This window comes from Ruegeria sp. BA2, from assembly GCF_056539605.1.
On record NZ_JBQFVE010000003.1, the window covers coordinates 102,695 to 120,761 of the forward strand.

The window sequence follows — 18,067 nt, forward strand, 5'->3', positions numbered from 1 at the left end:
CATGCTTGACGCAAGCCCAAACAAGACCGTCACCTTCAACCTGAACGGCGAAGATGTCACCGTGCCCGAGGGTTGGACCATCTGGGAAGCCGCCAAGGGGCAGGGGTCCACCATTCCGCACCTGTGCCACAAGCCTCAGCCGGGCTACAAACCCGACGGCAACTGCCGCGCCTGTATGGTTGAGGTGGAAGGTGAACGTACTCTGGTCGCCTCGTGCATTCGCCCTGCGGCGGACGGAATGGTCGTGAAAACCGATAGCGAGCGTGCCGAGAAATCGCGCGCGATGGTTATGGAATTGCTGGTCGCGGATCAGCCTGAGCAGCCGCATGACGCTTCCAGCCATTTCTGGGATATGGCCAAGTTAAACGACGTCAGCGACAGCCGTTTCCCGGCGAAAGAGGCAGAGAAAATCCCTCTGCTGGATGACAGCCATGTCGCGATGCGAGTCAATCTGGATGCCTGCATCAACTGCAACCTCTGCGTTCGAGCCTGCCGTGACGTGCAGGTGAACGACGTGATCGGCATGGCCGGTCGCGGCCATACGGCACAGGTTGTGTTCGACCAGAACGATCCGATGGGAGCGTCGACCTGCGTGGCCTGTGGCGAATGCGTTCAGGCCTGTCCGACAGGGGCATTGATGCCCGCAACCGTATTGGACGACCAGCAGCAAGGCGACAGCAAGGACTACGATTCCGAGACCGAAAGCGTCTGCCCGTTCTGCGGCGTTGGATGCAAAGTCTCGCTGAAGGTCAAAGACGGCAAGGTTAAATATGTCGAGGGTATCAACGGCCCCGCCAACGAAGGCCGCCTGTGCGTCAAAGGTCGGTTCGGCTTCGACTATATCCACCACCCGCACCGCCTGACCAAACCTCTGATCCGGCGCGAGGATGCGCCTGCCAAGGGGCTGAACGTCGATCCCGGCAATCTGGACACCCATTTCCGTGAAGCATCGTGGGAAGAGGCGATGGATCTCGCCGCCTCCAGACTGATGGCCCTGCGCGACGAAGACCCGCGCTACGTGGCCGGGTTTGGATCGGCCAAATGCACTAACGAAGAGGCGTACCTGTTCCAGAAGTTCATCCGTCAGGGTTTCAAACACAACAACGTCGACCACTGCACCCGTCTGTGCCACGCGTCTTCGGTGGCGGCTCTGATCGAAAACGTGGGCTCGGGCGCGGTGACAGCGACCTTCAACGAGATCGAAAACGCAGATGTGGCGATCATCATCGGGGCCAACCCGATCGAGAACCACCCCGTTGCGGCGACCTACTTCAAGCAGTTCACCAAACGTGGTGGCAAGTTGATTGTGATGGACCCGCGCGGCGTTGGGATGCGCAAGTTTGCAGATGAGATGCTGCAATTCCGTCCCGGTGCCGATGTCTCGATGCTCAATGCGATCATGAATGTGATCGTGGAAGAGGAGCTCTATGACAGCCAGTATATCCACCGCTGGACCGAGAACTGGGAAGCCGAGAAAGAGCACCTGCGTCAGTTCACGCCCGAAGCGATGTCGCCGATCTGCGGTATCGAACCGGATCAGCTGCGTCGTGTGGCGCGCACCTTTGCACAAGCCAAGGCCGGTCTGATCTTCTGGGGCATGGGTGTCAGCCAGCACATCCACGGCACTGATAATTCTCGCTGTCTGATCTCGCTGGCCTTGATGACCGGTAACGTGGGCAAGCCGGGCGCGGGTCTGCACCCGTTGCGCGGTCAAAACAACGTGCAAGGGGCCTCGGACGCGGGTCTGATCCCGATGTTCCTGCCGGATTACCAGTCGGTCACCGACGATGGTATCCGGGCCAAGTTCAACAATGTCTGGAGTGACGAGCGGGACTTCTCGAACGAGAAGGGTCTGACCGTGACCGAGATCATTGATCAAGCTTATGCGGGCAACATCAAGGGCATGTACATTCAGGGTGAAAACCCGGCCATGTCTGACCCGGATGTCAGCCACGCACGTGATGCCTTGGCCAAGCTGGAACTGATGATTGTGCAGGATATCTTCCTGACCGAAACGGCGAACTATGCCGACATCATCCTGCCAGCCTCGGCGCTCTATGAGAAGAACGGCACCGTGTCGAACACCAACCGCCAGGTGCAGCGTGTGCGCCCAGCTGTGGCTCCTCCGGGTGAGGCGCGCGAGGATTGGAAGATCACCGTCGAGCTTGCGCAGCGGATCGGGTTGAACTGGGATTGCACCGATGTGTCCCAGGTCTTTGCCGAAATGAAGCTGACGATGGCCTCGCTCGACAATATCACTTGGGAACGGCTTGAGACCGAGACAATCACCTATCCGTCGCTGTCCGAGACTGATCCGGGCCAAGCGATCGTGTTTAGCGATGGCTTCCCGCGTGCGGATGGTCGGGCGCGCTTTACGCCTGCCAGTGTCATTCCACCCGACGAGGCGCCGGACCACGAATATCCGATGATCGCCACCACAGGTCGTCAGCTTGAGCACTGGCATACGGGTTCGATGACCCGCCGCGCGACCGTTCTGGATGCAGTTGAGCCCGAGGCGAATTGTTCGATGAACCCGCGAACGCTCAAGCTGATGGGCATCGAGCCGGGTGAGACAATCCGCCTGACCACCCGCCGTGGGTCCATCGAGATCATGGTCCGCGCTGACAGGGCGATTGCTGAAGACATGGTGTTCATCCCGTTTGCGTATGTCGAGGCGGCAGCGAATATCCTGACCAACTCGGCCATTGACCCATACGGCAAGATCCCCGAGTTCAAGTTCTCGGCCATTCGTGTCGACAAGATCGAAGATGCGATCGCAGCGGAATAAACTGCGATTGAATTGGAACGAAGGGCGGTCCTTAGGGGCCGCCCTTTTTAATGCTCGATGCAATCAGTAGTCACGCTCGAAAAAGATACCAAGACCCGTTTCGCCGCGCCCGTCTACCGTGCCCCGCACCGTGAAGCTGTCGGTGACATCCAGGTTCAGGTTCACCTCGGTATCGCCTTCGGTGTTCACGGTGAAATCGGTGTAGAGATTGTCACTCAGATAGGCACCAGCGCCCAGGCTGCCTCCGCCGCCCTCTGTCGCCCCAAGATCAACTGTGTCGAGGCCGGTGGTGTCACGAAGGCCCTTCGTTGCGTCTCCACCTGCGCCGCTGAGTTGGGCCAATGAGGCCGCCATCTGCGCGATGACAAACGGTGACAGCTCTGAAAAACGATTGCCGAACAACAGCATGGCCAGTGCTTCTTCGGTCGGACGCTCAGGGTCCGAGAACACGTCGACCTCGGGCGAATCCAGCGGTCCGGCGATTTCGATCGTCGCAGTCCCATCCGAGGTGCTGGTTGTAGATTCGAACTCAATATACGGGGTGAGGTCGCCCTGTAACGTTACCAACCCTTTGGTCAGCGCGAGGCGGCGGCCAAGGATATCGATGTTGCCGCGGATAAGCTCAATCTGACCTGATGGGACAACAGAGGTTGTGGTTCCGCCTATCTGTATACGCCCGCCCAGTTCGGCGTTCACACCACGCCCTCGGACAAAGACGGCCTTGGGCGCAAGCAATCCGATGTCGAGCGACATGCGCGAATTGTTTTTGGTTGCATCTTCGGATTCCACCAAATTTGCACGTTCCCGGGTCACGTAACCTGCGCGGCTTTCGTTCAAGTGTTCAATAGTTGGAATAGGCGCTGCACCAACTGCGCCTGCAGCGGCGGCGAGATTGATGTTGGTTTCGCCAAAATTGATCTGACCGGCCAGCGAACTGTTTCCTGCCAGTGCACCGGTTAGGGCGATCTGGCCATTCAATATGGTTTCGTAAAGCAGCTTGTCAGTCAGCACGAGATTGTTGATCGCCGTTGTGATCTGGGCGTTGAAAGGCGGTGTCAGGTCAATAGGGCCGTTGACGGTGAACCCTCCGCCCGCACGTACGCCACCTTGCAGTGCAATCGTGGCGCGGCTTTGCGCGATGTTAACAGAACCCCCGATGCCAGTGATCGTCTGTCCCACATCGGGCAAGGCCATCGACGCGCCGGAAGTCGAAACCGTTCCACTGAGCGCATCCAATGCGGGCGCCCCTTTCAGAGCCAGATCAAATCGGGCCGTACCGGCCAGACTGTTGGGTGAGATAAAAGCGTTGGCGATGCCGATGTTGACACCGCCCTGCATCTTCAGGTCTGCTTCGCCGCTAGTTTCGTCATAGGTTCCGGCAATCGTCGTGTTGATTTCAGCGGGGCCGTCAGCCTTCGCATCGATTGTCCATTTTCCGTCGTCGCGCTGCGCGGTGCCGTTGGCCGAAACTGTGCCGGGGAAATCAGGAACAAAACGTTCAAGCTTGTTTAGCCGGGCTTCAAAGTCGAGATCGGCCGTACCGCTGGTCTCAACCGTTCCAGTGAGATTGGCGTATGAGCTATCAGGACCCTGCAGGCGCGCGTTGCCCTCTAACCCGGAGCCGGTCGGCGCAACGTTGCCTTCCAGTTTCAGCGGACCCGATAGTGTTGGAGAAATGCGACCAACATTATCCAGCATGGCTGAGAAATCGAGGCCACCCGCTTCGCGGTCCAACCGACCTGATGCATCCGCAGTTAAGGCGGTGCCATTCAGGCTGAATGTACGGATGTTTAGGCCCTGATCATCATTGGCCGCATCCACGTTCAACGTGGTTCTACCCTGAACCAATTCATCGACAAGGTTGATGCCTGTCCCAAGGTCATCCGCGATGACGGTGCCTTTGACGTCAAAAGTCTTGCTGCCTTGCGCCGCGCGTCCAGTGACATCCGCGTTGATCGATCCCGCAAGATCACGCCCGGCGAGGCCTGAGAACAAAGACAGGTCTGGTGCATTCACCTTGGCGCTGCCATCTACCGCGATATCGCCCGTAGGGTCCTCAATGGTCGCGCCGACCTCGGCAGTCAAAGCGGCGCTTTTGACCGTGGCGGTTCGGATAACGACCCGATTGTCCGCATGTGCGCCGTCGAAATTAATCGAAGTTCGGCCTTTCAGCAGCGGATCGAACTCGCTCATCCCGGTTTGGATGTTTGTTCCAATCACACTGGCCTGACCGTCGAACTCGAGCGTCTGCACTGTTCCTTTGCCATCCAGCCGTGCCTGAACAGCCCCTGCAAGGTCACGCTTGGCGAGGCCCGAGAACACGGCAAGATCGGGGGCGTTCACGCTGGCCTGTCCGTCAATCGTCAAGTTGCCATCGGGGGTCGTAACCGTGCCGCTGGCTTGGGCGGTCAGTGCGTCACCGTCGATGGTGAATTCACGGATAGACACCCCGTCTGTGTCGCGTTTGGCATCCAGCACGATTTCGGTCTCGCCCGCGATCACCGGGTCGATATCGTCGCGCCCGGTCACCAGATTGCGGCCATTCACCGTAACCTTACCGTCAAAGCTGCGGTCCAGCGGAGACCCTTTGCCTGTCACCCCGACCGAAGCTTGACCACCAAGCTGCAACTGAGCCAGTTCAGAAAAGCGCGACAGATCGGTTGCCTGCAGCAGTGCGGTCCCATCGACCTGCAGCCCGGAGGCAAGCCCGCTGATCAGCGCATCGGTATCAAGAGTATAGTCGCTGCCAACCAATTCGAACCCGGACAATTTCAACGTCTGGTCGCTGCCATAATCGAACTGCCCATCCAGCGTGATTTGATCGCCAACGGCGGCATTCAGTGCCGGGTCGGTCAAATCGATACCATCCAGCACAGCCTGCAGATCGCCATCGACTGATAATCCACCGGATTGGTCCAACGTGCCTTGCCCGTTGATCCTGGCGTGATCGAGGTTCAGATTTGGGGTTTCTACATTGTTGGTCGTGAGGCTCAGGTCCCAGTGGTTGCCATTCTCGGTATTGTACAAGGCCGAAATCTGAGCCGCGCCGATGGACGTCTCACCTCCGCTGACCGGAAGAACAACCTTGTCACCGTCCGGAGGGGTGATACGGCCCTGCAGAGCGACCAGTTGCAAAACTCCACCCGAGGCAAGGCGGAGTTCGCTTTTAAGCTCCAGCGCTTCTGAAGAGATTTCGATTTCCGAAATATCCAGCGCACCGTCGGAATGGGTGCGCCCGTCCACGAACAGCCGTGTATCTGTGCCAAAGAATGTGTCCATCTCTTCAGCCAGAAACGGTGTAAGGTCGCCCCCGACATCAGCCGTAAAGGCAATTCCGTCGGCTGCGGTACCATTTTCGTCGGCGGTGCGCAGCCGCACCTGGCCAGATACACGAAGCTGTTGATCACTGCTCAGCCCGATATCAGCATTGAAATCGGAGACCGGCCCCGAACCTTTTGCAGTCAGCTCCAGCGGCGGGGCATCGGGGATAGATAGCGCCGTTGCGATCAACCCGCCTGAGGCTTCGGCGACCGTCAGATCCAGATCGATCTGGCGGCTGTCATTCTGAAACCCCGCTTTCAGATCAATCGTATCGCCCGCGCGATCCAGTCGGTCGATATCCAGCGTGGTATCCAGCGTTCCATCCGCAAGTGAGAGATTGCCGTTCACCGCAAGATCAGCAGCGACGCCAATCAGGGGTTCGCCCAGTGACAACTCATTCACCTTAAGCTCACCGATTTCGATCGAGACTGGAAGTTCAGGCAGTTGAAAGGGTTGGGTTTCGGCTGACGGTGGTGGAGTATCCTTGGTGGTCGTACCCGGTGCACGTGCAACATCAATTTCCTCTGCCGACAAGGTGTTGACCGAGAATCGCCCCCGCAGCAGCGCCAGCCGGTTCCAATCCAGTTCGGCATTCTTGATGGTCAGCCATACACCTTCGTCATCGGCGACTGTGATCTCCTGAATGGTCGCGCGAGAGCTTAGCGCGCCCTCCAGGCCAATCACCCGCACGTTCTGATCATCACCCGAGAGCGTGTCCTGCAGGAACCGTTCGATCATGCTGCCGCCCTCGTCCTGGGCGGTCGCCCCGACGGGGACGGAGATCACTGCTGAGCTTAGCAACAGGGGATATATAACGCGACGCATCAAAAGGCCTGTCCGATCCCAAGATAGAATTGCAGCCCGTCGCCCGTGTCGCCCTGAACAGGCACGGCTAGGTCAAAACGCAGAGGGCCAAAGCCACCCAGATCATAGCGGATTCCAATGCCCGCGCCAGAATGCTCTTCCGCGCCGCTGCCGATGAATGAGGACGTGTCGACCACGCCGTAGTCATAGAACCCGACCAATGAGATGGCGTCGGTGACTTTGCCGCGAACCTCTGCCGAGAGACCAAGGAAAGATTTGCCACCGGCAACGCCGTCTCCGACCGGAATGCCGAGGCTTTCAAAAGGTTGGCCGCGAACGGTTCCGGCACCACCCGAGAAGAACAGAAAATCCGGAGTCACGCCATCAGCTGGTGGGCCAAGGACTGAACCCAGCTGCACCCGGCCCGCCAGAACCAGTCGACCGGCAGTGCCCAAATCGTTGTAGGCGCGCCCGTCAAAGAACATTCTCAAGCCGGTATCCGAACCGGAGAACCCGACAAACGGCATAACCTGCGAATCCAGATAATAGCCTCGGGTGGCGCTGACCTTGCTGTCGCGTTGGTCCCATTCTGACCGGAAGGGCAGGATGAAGTACCGAAACTTGCGCCCATCACCATAGGCGTCATCCGCATCCGACCATTGGAAACCGGCTGAGGCTTCGGCATAGAGCCGGTCCGAGAAGGTACGACGGGCACCATAGGCGAGCGAAGCGACCGAGACGTTGTAGTTCTCGGTATTGCGCCGCTCCAGCAGGGCGCTCCAGAAGGTATTGTCGTCGGGTCCAAGCCGATCAGGCTGATCCAGACGCAGACCGATGCGCCCATCGATATCCTCGGCCCCGCCGATATTGCGGATTGCAGCTTCGAACCGCAGCCGTTCGGCGCGGCGGAATACGTTGCGATGGGTCCAGGTGGCGGTGAGGTCCACACCGTCGCGTGATGCAATTTCTGCGCCGAAGGTCAGGCGACGCGGTGGCAAGTCTTCGAAAGTGGCATCGAAATCCAGCGTACCGTCAGGGTTCGGCTCATCCTTCTCCCTCAGAGACACCGACGCGAATGTCCCGGTTCGGCGAAGTCGCGTGCCAACCTTTTGCACCTGTTCCGGCGAATACACTTCGCCTGAGGGGAAACCTGCGATTTTTTCGATCGACCGATGGCGCACATTTGTATCGCCCTGAATGATCATCTTACCGAACCGCAACCTGGGCCCGGGGGCCAGATCGATCGTCGCGTCCAACCTTGCCTGCGCATGACGGGCGATCACTTTTTGATCGGCCACTTCCGCCTTTGCATGGCCGGTGTCGCGCCAGCCTTGCACCCCCGCCGAAGCTGCCTGTTGGATCGCCCCGGTGGTTGCGGTTTTGCCCGTTGCGAAGTCTTCGGGCAGCTCCGTACCCGTTGCCAGCGGTTGCACAATCGCCGTTCCGAATTTGAACTTTCGACCAGGTGTCACCAAGATCGTCGCCCGTTTGAATTGGGCCGGAACGTGCAGCGAGTCAATTTCAGCGGCTTCTTGACCGTCCAGCTTGATACTGACGACGGGGCTGAAATAGCCTTCGTCATACAGGATCTGAACGATGGTGCGGTAATCGGACAAGGCCGCCGACAGAATTTCCAGCGAGGTATCCAACCCACGAGATTCCGAAGTGAAAACAGATGAGGTTTCTTCCAGTCGGTCGACCAAATCTTCGGATGCGCCGGGGGCGGACAGTGTGGTTTCTAGCGCGATAGCAAGATTTGGGGATAGGGCCACAAGCGTACCAAAAAGCCAGCCTTTCAGAGCGCTGCGCGGTCTGCTCCCTGTCATTTCCTAGCTCCAACTGCCCCAAGTCGAAATCGCTATAACCGCAATAACCAAAGAATGCGGCTTGTTGAATTCATTTAGAGCATTTGGCGGCGCTTAGGGGAAGGACTAAACCAAACTTGGCAATTATTATTGTCTTTACCGCGTACCAATTCGCTACAGATTGGCATTTCGAAACCATCGGATGATCGCGTCCCGATCTTCGGGCTCCATATAGGTCACATTCGCGGGTGGCATGGCGTGAGTGACGCCGGACTGCAGGTAAATTTGCTGTGCGTTCTGCGCAATGTCGGCCTCGGTTTCCAACAAGACACCTTTGGGCGCCCACAGGATGCCCTCCCAGACAGGTTCGCGCGCGTGGCACATAGAGCAGCGGCCCAGAACTATGTCATGCGCTTCTTCAAAACCATCTGCGGATGCGAATTTCTGTTCGTATGGCGTTAGTTGCCGCGCCTCGGTCTCTTCTAACGGGTCGTTCATCGAAGCGGTCGACAACCACATGATGGTCATGAACAGCAGGGCCGTCACCAGCCAGGTCCAGGTCGGGTTCCCGGCGCGCGCGTGTCGGGTGTTGAAATAGTGGCGGATCGTGACTCCCATCAGGAAGACCAGCGCTGCGATGATCCAATTGTACTCGGTGGCAAAGGCCAGCGGGTAGTGGTTCGACAGCATCAGGAATACGACGGGCAAGGTCAGATAATTGTTGTGGGTCGAACGCAGCTTGGCGATCTTGCCGTATTTTGGATCAGGCGTGCGTCCGTTTTTCAGATCATTCACCACGATCCGTTGGTTTGGCATGATGATGAAAAACACGTTTGCCGTCATGATCGTGGCCGTGAAGGCCCCCAGATGCAGCATCATCGCCCGGCCAGTGAAAATCTGATTGTAGCCCCAGCCCATCGCCACCAGCAGCACGAACAGCAGAACCATCAGCAACGTTGGACGTTCGCCAAGACCTGATTTGCAGAGGAAATCATAGACCAGCCAGCCGACAGTCAGCGATGCAGCCGAGATCAGGATGCCCTGCCACAACGCCAGATCGGCCTTTTGGGCGTCGATCAGATATAGCTCTCCGCCCACCCAATAGACGATCATCAAAAGCGCAGCACCGCTGAGCCATGTGGCATAGCTTTCCCATTTGAACCAGGTCAGGTGATCCGGCATGCGCTCTGGCGCGACCAGATATTTCTGGATGTGATAGAAGCCGCCGCCATGAACTTGCCATTCCTCACCGTCCGCAGGTCCGGGGATGTCGCGGTTCAGGCCAAGGTCCAGCGCGATGAAGTAGAAGGATGATCCGATCCAGGCGATCGCGGTGATAACATGCAGCCAGCGCACGCCAAAACCAATCCAATCCCAGAAAACGGCGAAGTCGTACATCGATGAGGTCTCCGATAAGTTGCCGCCACACTAGGCAAACGGGCTTTTCTTCGGTATTCCCGTATATTGTCAAACTGTATCAAAAAAAACGATAAGATGTCCTATCTCGACAACATTCGCACCTTTGTCCGGGTTTATGATTTGGGCAGCATGTCTGCCGCCGGACGCGATATGCGTATCTCGCCTGCTGTGACTTCGGCGCGGATTTCTCAGCTTGAGGATCATTTGGGCGTGCGCCTGTTTCAGCGGACCACCCGCAACCTGACACCGACCGAACAGGGCCGGGCATTCTACCCCGGAGCGGTCGCGGTTCTGGATGCAGTGGATGAGGCAGAGGCTCAGGTAACGCATCTGACCGAAGCCCCCCGAGGATCATTGTTTGTAGCCGCACCTTTGGGGGTGGGGCGCCGGTTGTTGGCGCCTCATGTGCCTGATTTTCTGTCAGAATACCCTGAGATTGACGTTCGGCTCAGGTTGACGGACCGATCGGTTGATCTGACCACCGAGGGGCTGGATCTGGCCTTTTTCATCGGCCAGCCCGAGGACAGCACTCTGCGCATTCGAAAGATCGCAGACTGCCAGCGCGTATTATGCGCAGCACCCGATTATGTGAAAAAGCGGGGAATGCCGGAAACTGGCGCGGATCTGATTTCAGGTAAACATGAGTGCCTGAATCTGCGCTTTCCGGGCGCGACTGAATTTCAGTGGATGCTGGAGACGCCAGACGGTCCGAAACGGTTCGCCGTGTCGGGCCGCTATGAATGCGACGATGGGGATGTTCTGACCGATTGGGCTTTGTCAGGGCAGGGGATTGCCATGAAACCCACCTTTGAGGTGTCTGAGCATCTGAAGGCAGGGCGGCTGATCCCGGTGGCGGTGCAAACGCCTCCGGTGCCGGTGCAAATGGCCTGCTTGTACACACATCGCCGTCATCAGGACCCCAAGGCGCGGTTGTTCATGGATTTCATGATTGGCCGGATCGGTAAGGTGGTACGCAGTACCGAAACCTGAGGCTAGCTGCCGCGATAGGTCGAATAGCCGTAAGGCGACAGTAGCAGCGGTACATGGTAGTGCGCTTCCGCATCAGACATGCCAAAACGGATTGGAACTTGATCCAGAAACAGTGGGTCATCCCCATCCTGTCCTGTCGCGCGCAGATAATCCCCAGCAAAGAAGATCAGCTCGTAAGTCCCGGTCTTGAAGTCCTCTTGCGGCAGGATCGGACTGTTGGTGCGTCCATCCGCGTTGGTTTCCATCTCGACCAGTTTGCGGTGCGAATTTCCCGACACCGCATAAAGCGCGATTTTCAGACCTTCGGCGGGGCAGCCGCGTGCGGTGTCCAGAACATGGGTCGTCAGATAGCCAGCCAAAGGTCTCTCCTGTGTGTGTCGTTTGGTGTGCCACAGTCTGGGCAAACCGCAAAACCGTGGAAATGCCGAAAGAATCGGAAGCAGTATTCGGATTGATTTGATAATCTATCCCACGTTTCTGGGGTAAAGCTGTGGAAACACTTAATCTGACTGGAAGACCCTATGCAGCCGCCTCGTTACCCTCGCGACATGATCGGATACGGAGCCAACCCGCCTGATGCCGCGTGGCCCGGTGGGGCAAAACTGGCTGTTCAGATCGTGTTGAACTACGAAGAGGGTGGCGAGAATTGTGTTTTGCACGGGGATGCCGCGTCTGAGGCGTTCTTGTCCGAAATTGTTGGGGCGGCGCAGTGGCCGGGCCAGCGACACTGGAACATGGAATCGATCTATGAGTACGGTGCGCGGGCGGGGTTCTGGCGCTTGCATCGTCTGATGAAAGATCTCCCGATCACTGTTTATGGCGTGGCGACAGCTTTGGCGCGCTCGCCGGATCAGGTCGCCGCGATGAAATCTGCCGGGTGGGAGATTGCCAGCCATGGCCTGAAATGGGTCGAGCATAAGGACATGCCCGAGGAGGAAGAGCGCGCCCAGATCGCCGAGGCGATCCGCCTGCATACCGAAGTTGTCGGGGCGCGCCCGCGCGGTTGGTATACTGGGCGCTGTTCAGACAACACCGTGCGTCTGGTCGCCGAGGAAGGCGGCTTTGCCTATGTTGCCGACACTTATGCAGACGATCTTCCATACTGGATGCAAACCGGTGGCCGTGATCAGCTAATTGTTCCCTACACGTTGGATTGCAACGATATGCGCTTTGCAACGCCGCAGGGGTTCAATGCCGGAGACCAGTTCTATTCCTATCTGAAAGACAGTTTCGACGCGCTTTATGCGGAAGGCGAAGCTGGCGCGCCCAAGATGCTGTCGATCGGTTTGCACTGTCGCCTGATCGGGCGACCGGGACGCGTCATGGCGCTGAAACGGTTTCTGGATTACGCGCGCGGGTTCTCGGACGTGTGGTTCGCGACGCGGTTGCAGATAGCAGAACATTGGGCTGAAACGCACCCATCGGTTGCGTATCCAAAACCTTCGCAGATGGGCCGCGATGAATTTGTTTCCGCTTACGGTGGTATCTTTGAGCACTCCGCGTGGATCGCCGAGCGTGCCTATGATCTGGAATTGGGCGCGGCGCATGACACGGCGGGTGGATTGCACAATGCTCTGTCACGCATGTTCCGGTCCGCCTCAGCAAAAGAACGGCTGGGTGTTCTGACCGCCCACCCTGATCTCGCGGGTAAACTGGCGCAGGCCAAGCGACTGACACTGGAAAGCACGTCTGAGCAAGCCTCGGCAGGTCTGGATGCGCTGACGGACGAGGAACGGTCTACCTTCACCGAATTGAACCAGCGCTACACTGATAAATTCGGTTTCCCGTTCATCATTGCAGTGCGGGACCACAACAAAGCCTCGATCCTGAGTGCGTTCCAGCGACGCATCGATCAGGATCGCGACACCGAATTCGCCGAGGCCTGTCGACAGGTCGAACGGATTGCCGAGTTCCGCTTGCGCGATGTGCTGCCCTCATGACACGGATTGTCGCTGAACCGATCTCGGCCGAAGGCTTTGCGCCGTTTGGTGATCTGATCGATATCTCGGGCGAGCCCGACAAGATCATCAATCAGGGTCAGTGCGGGCGGTATCATGATCGGGCGAAGCTGGACTTCGGTGACGCCCGCGCGGGTATCAGCCTGTTCAACGCCAACCCCCGCGAACTGCCTTATCAGCTAGAGATGGTTGAACGTCATCCTGACGGCAGCCAGGCGTTCATTCCGATGACTCACCAGCCCTTTCTCGTGATCGTCGCCCCGGATGAGGAGGGGCAACCGGGTCGTCCTCGCGCGTTCATTACAGAGCCGGGACAGGCGGTGAACTATCACCGGGGTACATGGCACGGGGTTCTGACACCTCTGCATGCGCCCGGCTTGTTCGCCGTGGTTGATCGGATCGGAGACGGCCCGAACTTGGAGGAACACTGGTTCAGCTCACCGTACGAGGTGGTCGATCGCTGAAACCAGAACCGAAACCGCCGGAGAAGCGGTAAGAACCCCATCGGATCTTAGGGAGGACATTGAGATCATGGCTGAAACTTCGATAGGGACGCCCGAACAGCTTCGGGACCCGAACTACACCCCCGCCTTGCACAAGGCGATACCGCTGGGCATTCAGCACGTTTTGGCGATGTTCGTCTCGAACGTCACCCCAGCCATCATCGTGGCGGGGGCTGCCGGGTTTGGATTTGGGTCGAACTCCCCGGATTTTCCCGAACTGCTTTATCTGATCCAGATGTCCATGCTGTTCGCGGGGCTGGCGACATTGCTGCAGACCGTCACACTGGGTCCGGTTGGGGCGGGTCTGCCGATTGTACAGGGGACGAGCTTTGCGTTCCTACCCATCATGATCCCGCTGGTCGCCGGAAAAGGCGTGGATGCCTTGGCGGCACTATTTTGCGGTGTCTTGGTTGGCGGTTTGTTTCACGCCTTTCTTGGCCTCTTCATCGGCAAGATACGCTTTGCGCTGCCACCGCTGGTGACCGGGCTTGTCGTGACCATGATCGGGTTGGCGTTGGTCAAGGTCGGCATACAATATGCCGCTGGTGGCGTGCCTGCGATTGGAACTCCCGAGTATGGATCGTTGCTCAACTGGTCGGCAGCATTGGTTGTGGTTGTTGTGACATTGGGCCTCAAGTTCTTTGCGCGCGGCATGCTGTCGGTGTCTGCCGTACTGGTCGGATTGGCCATCGGCTACGTTTATGCTCTGATGGTTGGCATGGTGACGTTCGAGGCCATTGGCACAAGCTGGTCACGTGCCTCTGCCTTTGCTCTGCCCGTGCCGTTTAAATATGGGTTTGAGTTCTCTCTCGCCGCCGTAATCGGCTTTTGCCTGATGTCATTCGTTTCGGCCATCGAGACCGTCGGAGACGTGTCCGGCATCACCAAGGGCGGGGCGGGCCGCGAAGCAACCGACAAGGAAATTGCTGGCGCGACCTATGCCGACGGTTTCGGAACCGCTGTTGCCGGTGTGTTCGGCGGTTTTCCCAACACTTCATTCAGCCAGAATGTCGGGCTGATTGCGATGACAGGCGTGATGAGCCGCCATGTCGTGACCTGCGGCGCCATTTTCCTGATCCTGTGCGGCCTCGTGCCCAAGGTCGGGGCCATTATCCGAACCGTGCCTATCGAAGTGTTGGGTGGCGGTGTTATCGTTATGTTCGGCATGGTGGTCGCGGCCGGTATCTCGATGCTGTCGGACGTGGATTGGAACCGTCGTAACATGGTGATCTTCGCGATCTCTTTGTCGATCGGTCTTGGTCTGCAGCTGGAGCCCGGCGCAGTTCAACACCTACCGGATACGCTTCGCATCCTGATGACAAGCGGCCTGCTGCCAGCGGCATTAATCGCAATCGTGCTGAATCTGATCCTGCCAGAAGAACTGGCTGAAGAATCAACCGAAGAGGTTTCAGGTGGCATGGCTGGTCACGGCGCTGGAAGCCTGCCCCACGACTGATCAGTTGGACAATACCGCGGCGCGTACTAGCGCTGCGGTCACTCCGCTTGGGCCATCAGGCGCGCAACGTCCAGCATACGGGCCGAGAACCCCCATTCATTGTCATACCAGCCAAAGACCCGGATCTGGTTTTCACCGATCATGCGAGTCTCGGGCCCAGCCAGAACCAATGACTCGGGACGTGATCGCAGGTCGGACGAGACCAGCGGTAGATCGGTCCAACCCAACACGACAGAGGCTTCAACGGCATTGCGGAGCGCTTGGTCGAACTCTTCCGCACTCATGCCACGTTCAAGCGTGGCGACCAGATCAACGGCTGAGACACTGGCCGTTGGAACACGCACTGCAGCCCCTGACATACGACCGGCCAATTCTGGTAAGACGACATCAATCAAATGCGTGGCGCTAGAGGTTGTGGGCACCATCGACAACGCCCCAGCCCGCGAGCGGGCCAGATCGCCGCGCGGTGCGTCAACCATCGGCTGGCTGTTGGTGTAACAATGGATCGTGGTCATATGGCCCGAGACCAGACCGCCAATTTCATCGATCAGCTTGACCAGCGGGGCCAGACCATTGGTCGTGCAAGATGCATTTGAAACGATCTGGGCATTGCCCAATTGATCTTCGTTTGCCCCCAGAACCACCGTCAGTTCTGCTGCGGGTGACGGCCCAGAGATCAGGATTTTGCCGGCACCTGCGCTTAGCCCCCGGCAGGCCACATCGGATGTACGCGCGATACCGGTGCAATCCAGCATGACATCAACACCGGCCAAATCCACCTGCGCCAGATCAGCGCTGTGAGACATCTGGATCGTCCGGCCATCAATATTCAGCGCCTCGTCTTCGGTCGTGACCACGCCCTGATAAGGACCGAACGTGCTGTCGTATTTGAACAGATAAGCACAGGTTTCAAGCGGCGCGATATCATTGATCAGCACCAGCTCGATATGCGAATGCTGCGGCAGGCTTAATATCTGGCGCAGAATAGTGCGGCCGATGCGGCCGAATCCGTTGATCGCGAGTTTCATGCGCTAGCTATGGCAGGCAGATCAGGCGATCTCAATCAAAGTATTGTACCAATTTCAGTTACAGCTGACCTGTGAAAAGAACTGGCCCGAGATGTTCTGATACATGCTGGAATAGATCGCCCGACACCCGGTGGCTTTCTGAATCGCAGCCATGGCCTGGATGGTGCGCAAACGGGGTGGCGGGCCAAAAGGGTTCAGATTGTTGTTGTCCCGCGTGGCCCGATAAACCACCGGCGCGTCCGAGACCTGCGTCACCGCCCATGTGCGGCTCATGACGAAAACGGATTTGGTTTCTTCCTTGGCGGCGACCGGGGCGGCGTTGAACGCCGAAAGGCCAAGTGTGGCAACCAGTGCAATCATCGTACCGCGCAGTAACATCGAACAATCTCCAGTGCTGAAAACTCATGTGATTTCATCAGATTCCAGCGATTCTGTGAACCCCTATGTGAAAACTTGCCTCGGCCAAGCAGAGATCATCCGTTAACGCGCGGGCAAGGACAATGGCATATGCCGGTTCACATCTTTGTAGAGCAGATAGCGAAACCGCCCCGGCCCGCCCGCGTAACAGGCCTGCGGGCAGAAGGCGCGCAGCCACATATAATCACCTGCCTCGACCTCGACCCAATCTTGGTTAAGCCGATACACTGCCTTCCCTTCCAGCACGTAGAGACCGTGCTCCATCACGTGTGTCTCCAGAAATGGGATCACGCCACCGGGTTCGAAATTGACAATATTGACGTGCATATCGTGGCGCAGGTCCTGCGGATCGATGAAGCGAGTGGTAGACCAACGTCCTTCGGTGCCGGGCATCTCGACGGGAGTCACATCGCGCTCGTTGGTGATGATTGGATCTGGGGCGGGCAGGCCGGTCACGGACTGATACGCCTTGCGGACCCAATGGAAACGGGCGACGGCATCGCCCTGATTGTGCAGCGTCCAGTCGCTGCCCGGTGGGATATAGGCGTATCCGCCGGTTTCCAGAATATGAGCTGTTTCGTTCAAAGTCAGGCTCACCGTACCTTCGACGACAAAAATCACACCTTCTGCGTTGGGATCGGTTTCTGGCGTGTCGCTGCCGCCGCCGGGTTGCACTTCCATGATGTATTGCGAAAAGGTTTCGGCAAACCCGCTCAGAGGTCGTGACAATACCCACAGGCGCGTGCCTTCCCAAAAGGGCAGAAAGCTGGTGACGATGTCGCGCATTGTGCCTTTCGGGATCACCGCATAGGCATCGGTGAACATGGCGCGGTCTGTCAGCAACTGCTCTTGGCCCGGGTGTCCGCCCGATGGTGCATAGTATTTCGGATGTGTCATCAAATGCCTCTGGTTCGTCTGAGGCCAATATGAGGTGAACTGGCAGGCGGACCTAGCACCTGCATTGCGATAGGTTTGTTCGGGATAATTTGAAGGTGGCCACGTTGGGCTTGGCCGCACACGCATAGAGGTATATTTATGGGCGTGAAATTCATTCAAATCCGTGAGGCCCCATTATGAAAGCCTTTGTCTGCACGGCGCTAGCTGCCACCTTATTCCTTGGAACCAATGGGTTTGCACAGGCCAAACCGCTTTCTCGAATCATCGCGGAAATGGGGCTGAGCCCTGCTGATTTCGAAGTTGTGAACGCTACATCCAACGCGTTGTTGTCATCCGGGTCCCCATCCATAGGGCAGGAACGGGCGTGGCTTAATCAGGACACCGGTTCAAAAGGGACGATCCGTGTGCAGAGCATTCAGGACAATTGCGTGATTCTCCAGCACGTTGTGCAGCCTGAAGGCGCTGAACAAGCGCGTGACATCCGAACGCGGCGCTGCAGAACCGCGGACGGCAATTGGATTCTGGCACCGTAGGAATCTGCGCGCTGAGCAGCGTTTGTTTGTTCTGCCAAATCTGACGAACGGGTACTCAGGCGTTCAGCAACATCAAGAGACCAGCGTCGTTGAAATTTGCCGGAGTGACGTTCCGTCACTCAACTGGACAGCGTCATAGCTGCTAAGC

13 protein-coding genes are annotated in these 18,067 nt (G+C 57.9%); 6 read left to right on the top strand and 7 right to left on the bottom strand.

Annotated elements, in window-relative coordinates:
- The first annotated feature begins 1 nt into the window (after position 1).
- Positions 2–2,788 (top strand): formate dehydrogenase subunit alpha, encoded by a 2,787-nt coding sequence (gene fdhF, locus ACR0NN_RS08040; RefSeq protein ID WP_170721343.1) that lies wholly within the window; start codon positions 2–4, stop codon positions 2,786–2,788.
- A 63-nt stretch (positions 2,789–2,851) separates the two neighbouring features.
- Here the strand turns inward: fdhF and ACR0NN_RS08045 are convergent, their stop codons facing one another.
- The 3 genes from ACR0NN_RS08045 to ACR0NN_RS08055 form a co-directional block, all read right to left on the bottom strand.
- On the bottom strand, positions 2,852–6,934 hold the full coding sequence (locus tag ACR0NN_RS08045) for a translocation/assembly module TamB domain-containing protein (protein ID WP_170721339.1): 4,083 nt from the start codon (positions 6,932–6,934) through the stop codon (positions 2,852–2,854).
- A complete protein-coding gene (locus ACR0NN_RS08050) occupies positions 6,934–8,739 on the bottom strand; it encodes a BamA/TamA family outer membrane protein (RefSeq protein WP_170721336.1) in 1,806 nt (601 codons plus the stop codon). Before ACR0NN_RS08050 ends, ACR0NN_RS08045 begins: the two co-directional genes overlap by 1 nt.
- A 153-nt stretch (positions 8,740–8,892) precedes the next feature.
- The gene (locus ACR0NN_RS08055) at positions 8,893–10,116 is read right to left on the bottom strand and encodes a urate hydroxylase PuuD (protein WP_170721333.1); all 1,224 of its coding nucleotides are present in this window, start codon (positions 10,114–10,116) and stop codon (positions 8,893–8,895) included.
- 96 nt (positions 10,117–10,212) lie between these two features.
- Between ACR0NN_RS08055 and ACR0NN_RS08060 the strand changes: the two genes are divergently transcribed.
- Positions 10,213–11,127: a LysR family transcriptional regulator gene (locus ACR0NN_RS08060; protein WP_170686039.1), complete on the top strand. Its 915-nt coding sequence runs from the start codon at positions 10,213–10,215 to the stop codon at positions 11,125–11,127.
- Positions 11,128–11,129: 2 nt separating this feature from the next.
- On the opposite strand, the gene uraH is transcribed toward ACR0NN_RS08060, so the two are convergent.
- Positions 11,130–11,486, bottom strand: coding sequence for a hydroxyisourate hydrolase (gene uraH, locus ACR0NN_RS08065; protein ID WP_170721330.1), 357 nt, complete (start codon positions 11,484–11,486; stop codon positions 11,130–11,132).
- A 162-nt stretch (positions 11,487–11,648) separates the two neighbouring features.
- Between uraH and puuE the strand changes: the two genes are divergently transcribed.
- The 3 genes from puuE (at position 11,649) to ACR0NN_RS08080 (ending at position 15,044) form a co-directional block, all read left to right on the top strand.
- Positions 11,649–13,067: an allantoinase PuuE gene (gene puuE / locus ACR0NN_RS08070; RefSeq protein ID WP_170721327.1), complete on the top strand. Its 1,419-nt coding sequence runs from the start codon at positions 11,649–11,651 to the stop codon at positions 13,065–13,067.
- A complete protein-coding gene (locus ACR0NN_RS08075) occupies positions 13,064–13,549 on the top strand; it encodes an ureidoglycolate lyase (RefSeq protein ID WP_170721324.1) in 486 nt (161 codons plus the stop codon). Before puuE ends, ACR0NN_RS08075 begins: the two co-directional genes overlap by 4 nt.
- 67 nt (positions 13,550–13,616) lie before the next feature.
- Positions 13,617–15,044: a nucleobase:cation symporter-2 family protein gene (locus tag ACR0NN_RS08080; protein WP_170721318.1), complete on the top strand. Its 1,428-nt coding sequence runs from the start codon at positions 13,617–13,619 to the stop codon at positions 15,042–15,044.
- A gap of 38 nt (positions 15,045–15,082) precedes the next feature.
- Here ACR0NN_RS08080 and ACR0NN_RS08085 read toward each other — a convergent pair whose 3' ends face one another.
- The 3 genes from ACR0NN_RS08085 to ACR0NN_RS08095 form a co-directional block, all read right to left on the bottom strand.
- The gene (locus tag ACR0NN_RS08085; RefSeq protein WP_170721315.1) at positions 15,083–16,072 is read right to left on the bottom strand and encodes a glyceraldehyde 3-phosphate dehydrogenase NAD-binding domain-containing protein; all 990 of its coding nucleotides are present in this window, start codon (positions 16,070–16,072) and stop codon (positions 15,083–15,085) included.
- 54 nt (positions 16,073–16,126) lie between these two features.
- Positions 16,127–16,450, bottom strand: coding sequence for a hypothetical protein (locus ACR0NN_RS08090; RefSeq protein ID WP_170721312.1), 324 nt, complete (start codon positions 16,448–16,450; stop codon positions 16,127–16,129).
- Positions 16,451–16,552: 102 nt separating this feature from the next.
- On the bottom strand, positions 16,553–17,386 hold the full coding sequence (locus ACR0NN_RS08095; RefSeq protein ID WP_170721307.1) for a bifunctional allantoicase/(S)-ureidoglycine aminohydrolase: 834 nt from the start codon (positions 17,384–17,386) through the stop codon (positions 16,553–16,555).
- A 176-nt stretch (positions 17,387–17,562) separates the two neighbouring features.
- On the opposite strand from ACR0NN_RS08095, the gene ACR0NN_RS08100 reads away from it, so the two are divergent.
- Positions 17,563–17,919, top strand: a complete 357-nt coding sequence (locus tag ACR0NN_RS08100; protein WP_170721304.1) for a hypothetical protein — start codon at positions 17,563–17,565, stop codon at positions 17,917–17,919.
- Positions 17,920–18,067: the final 148 nt, after the last annotated feature.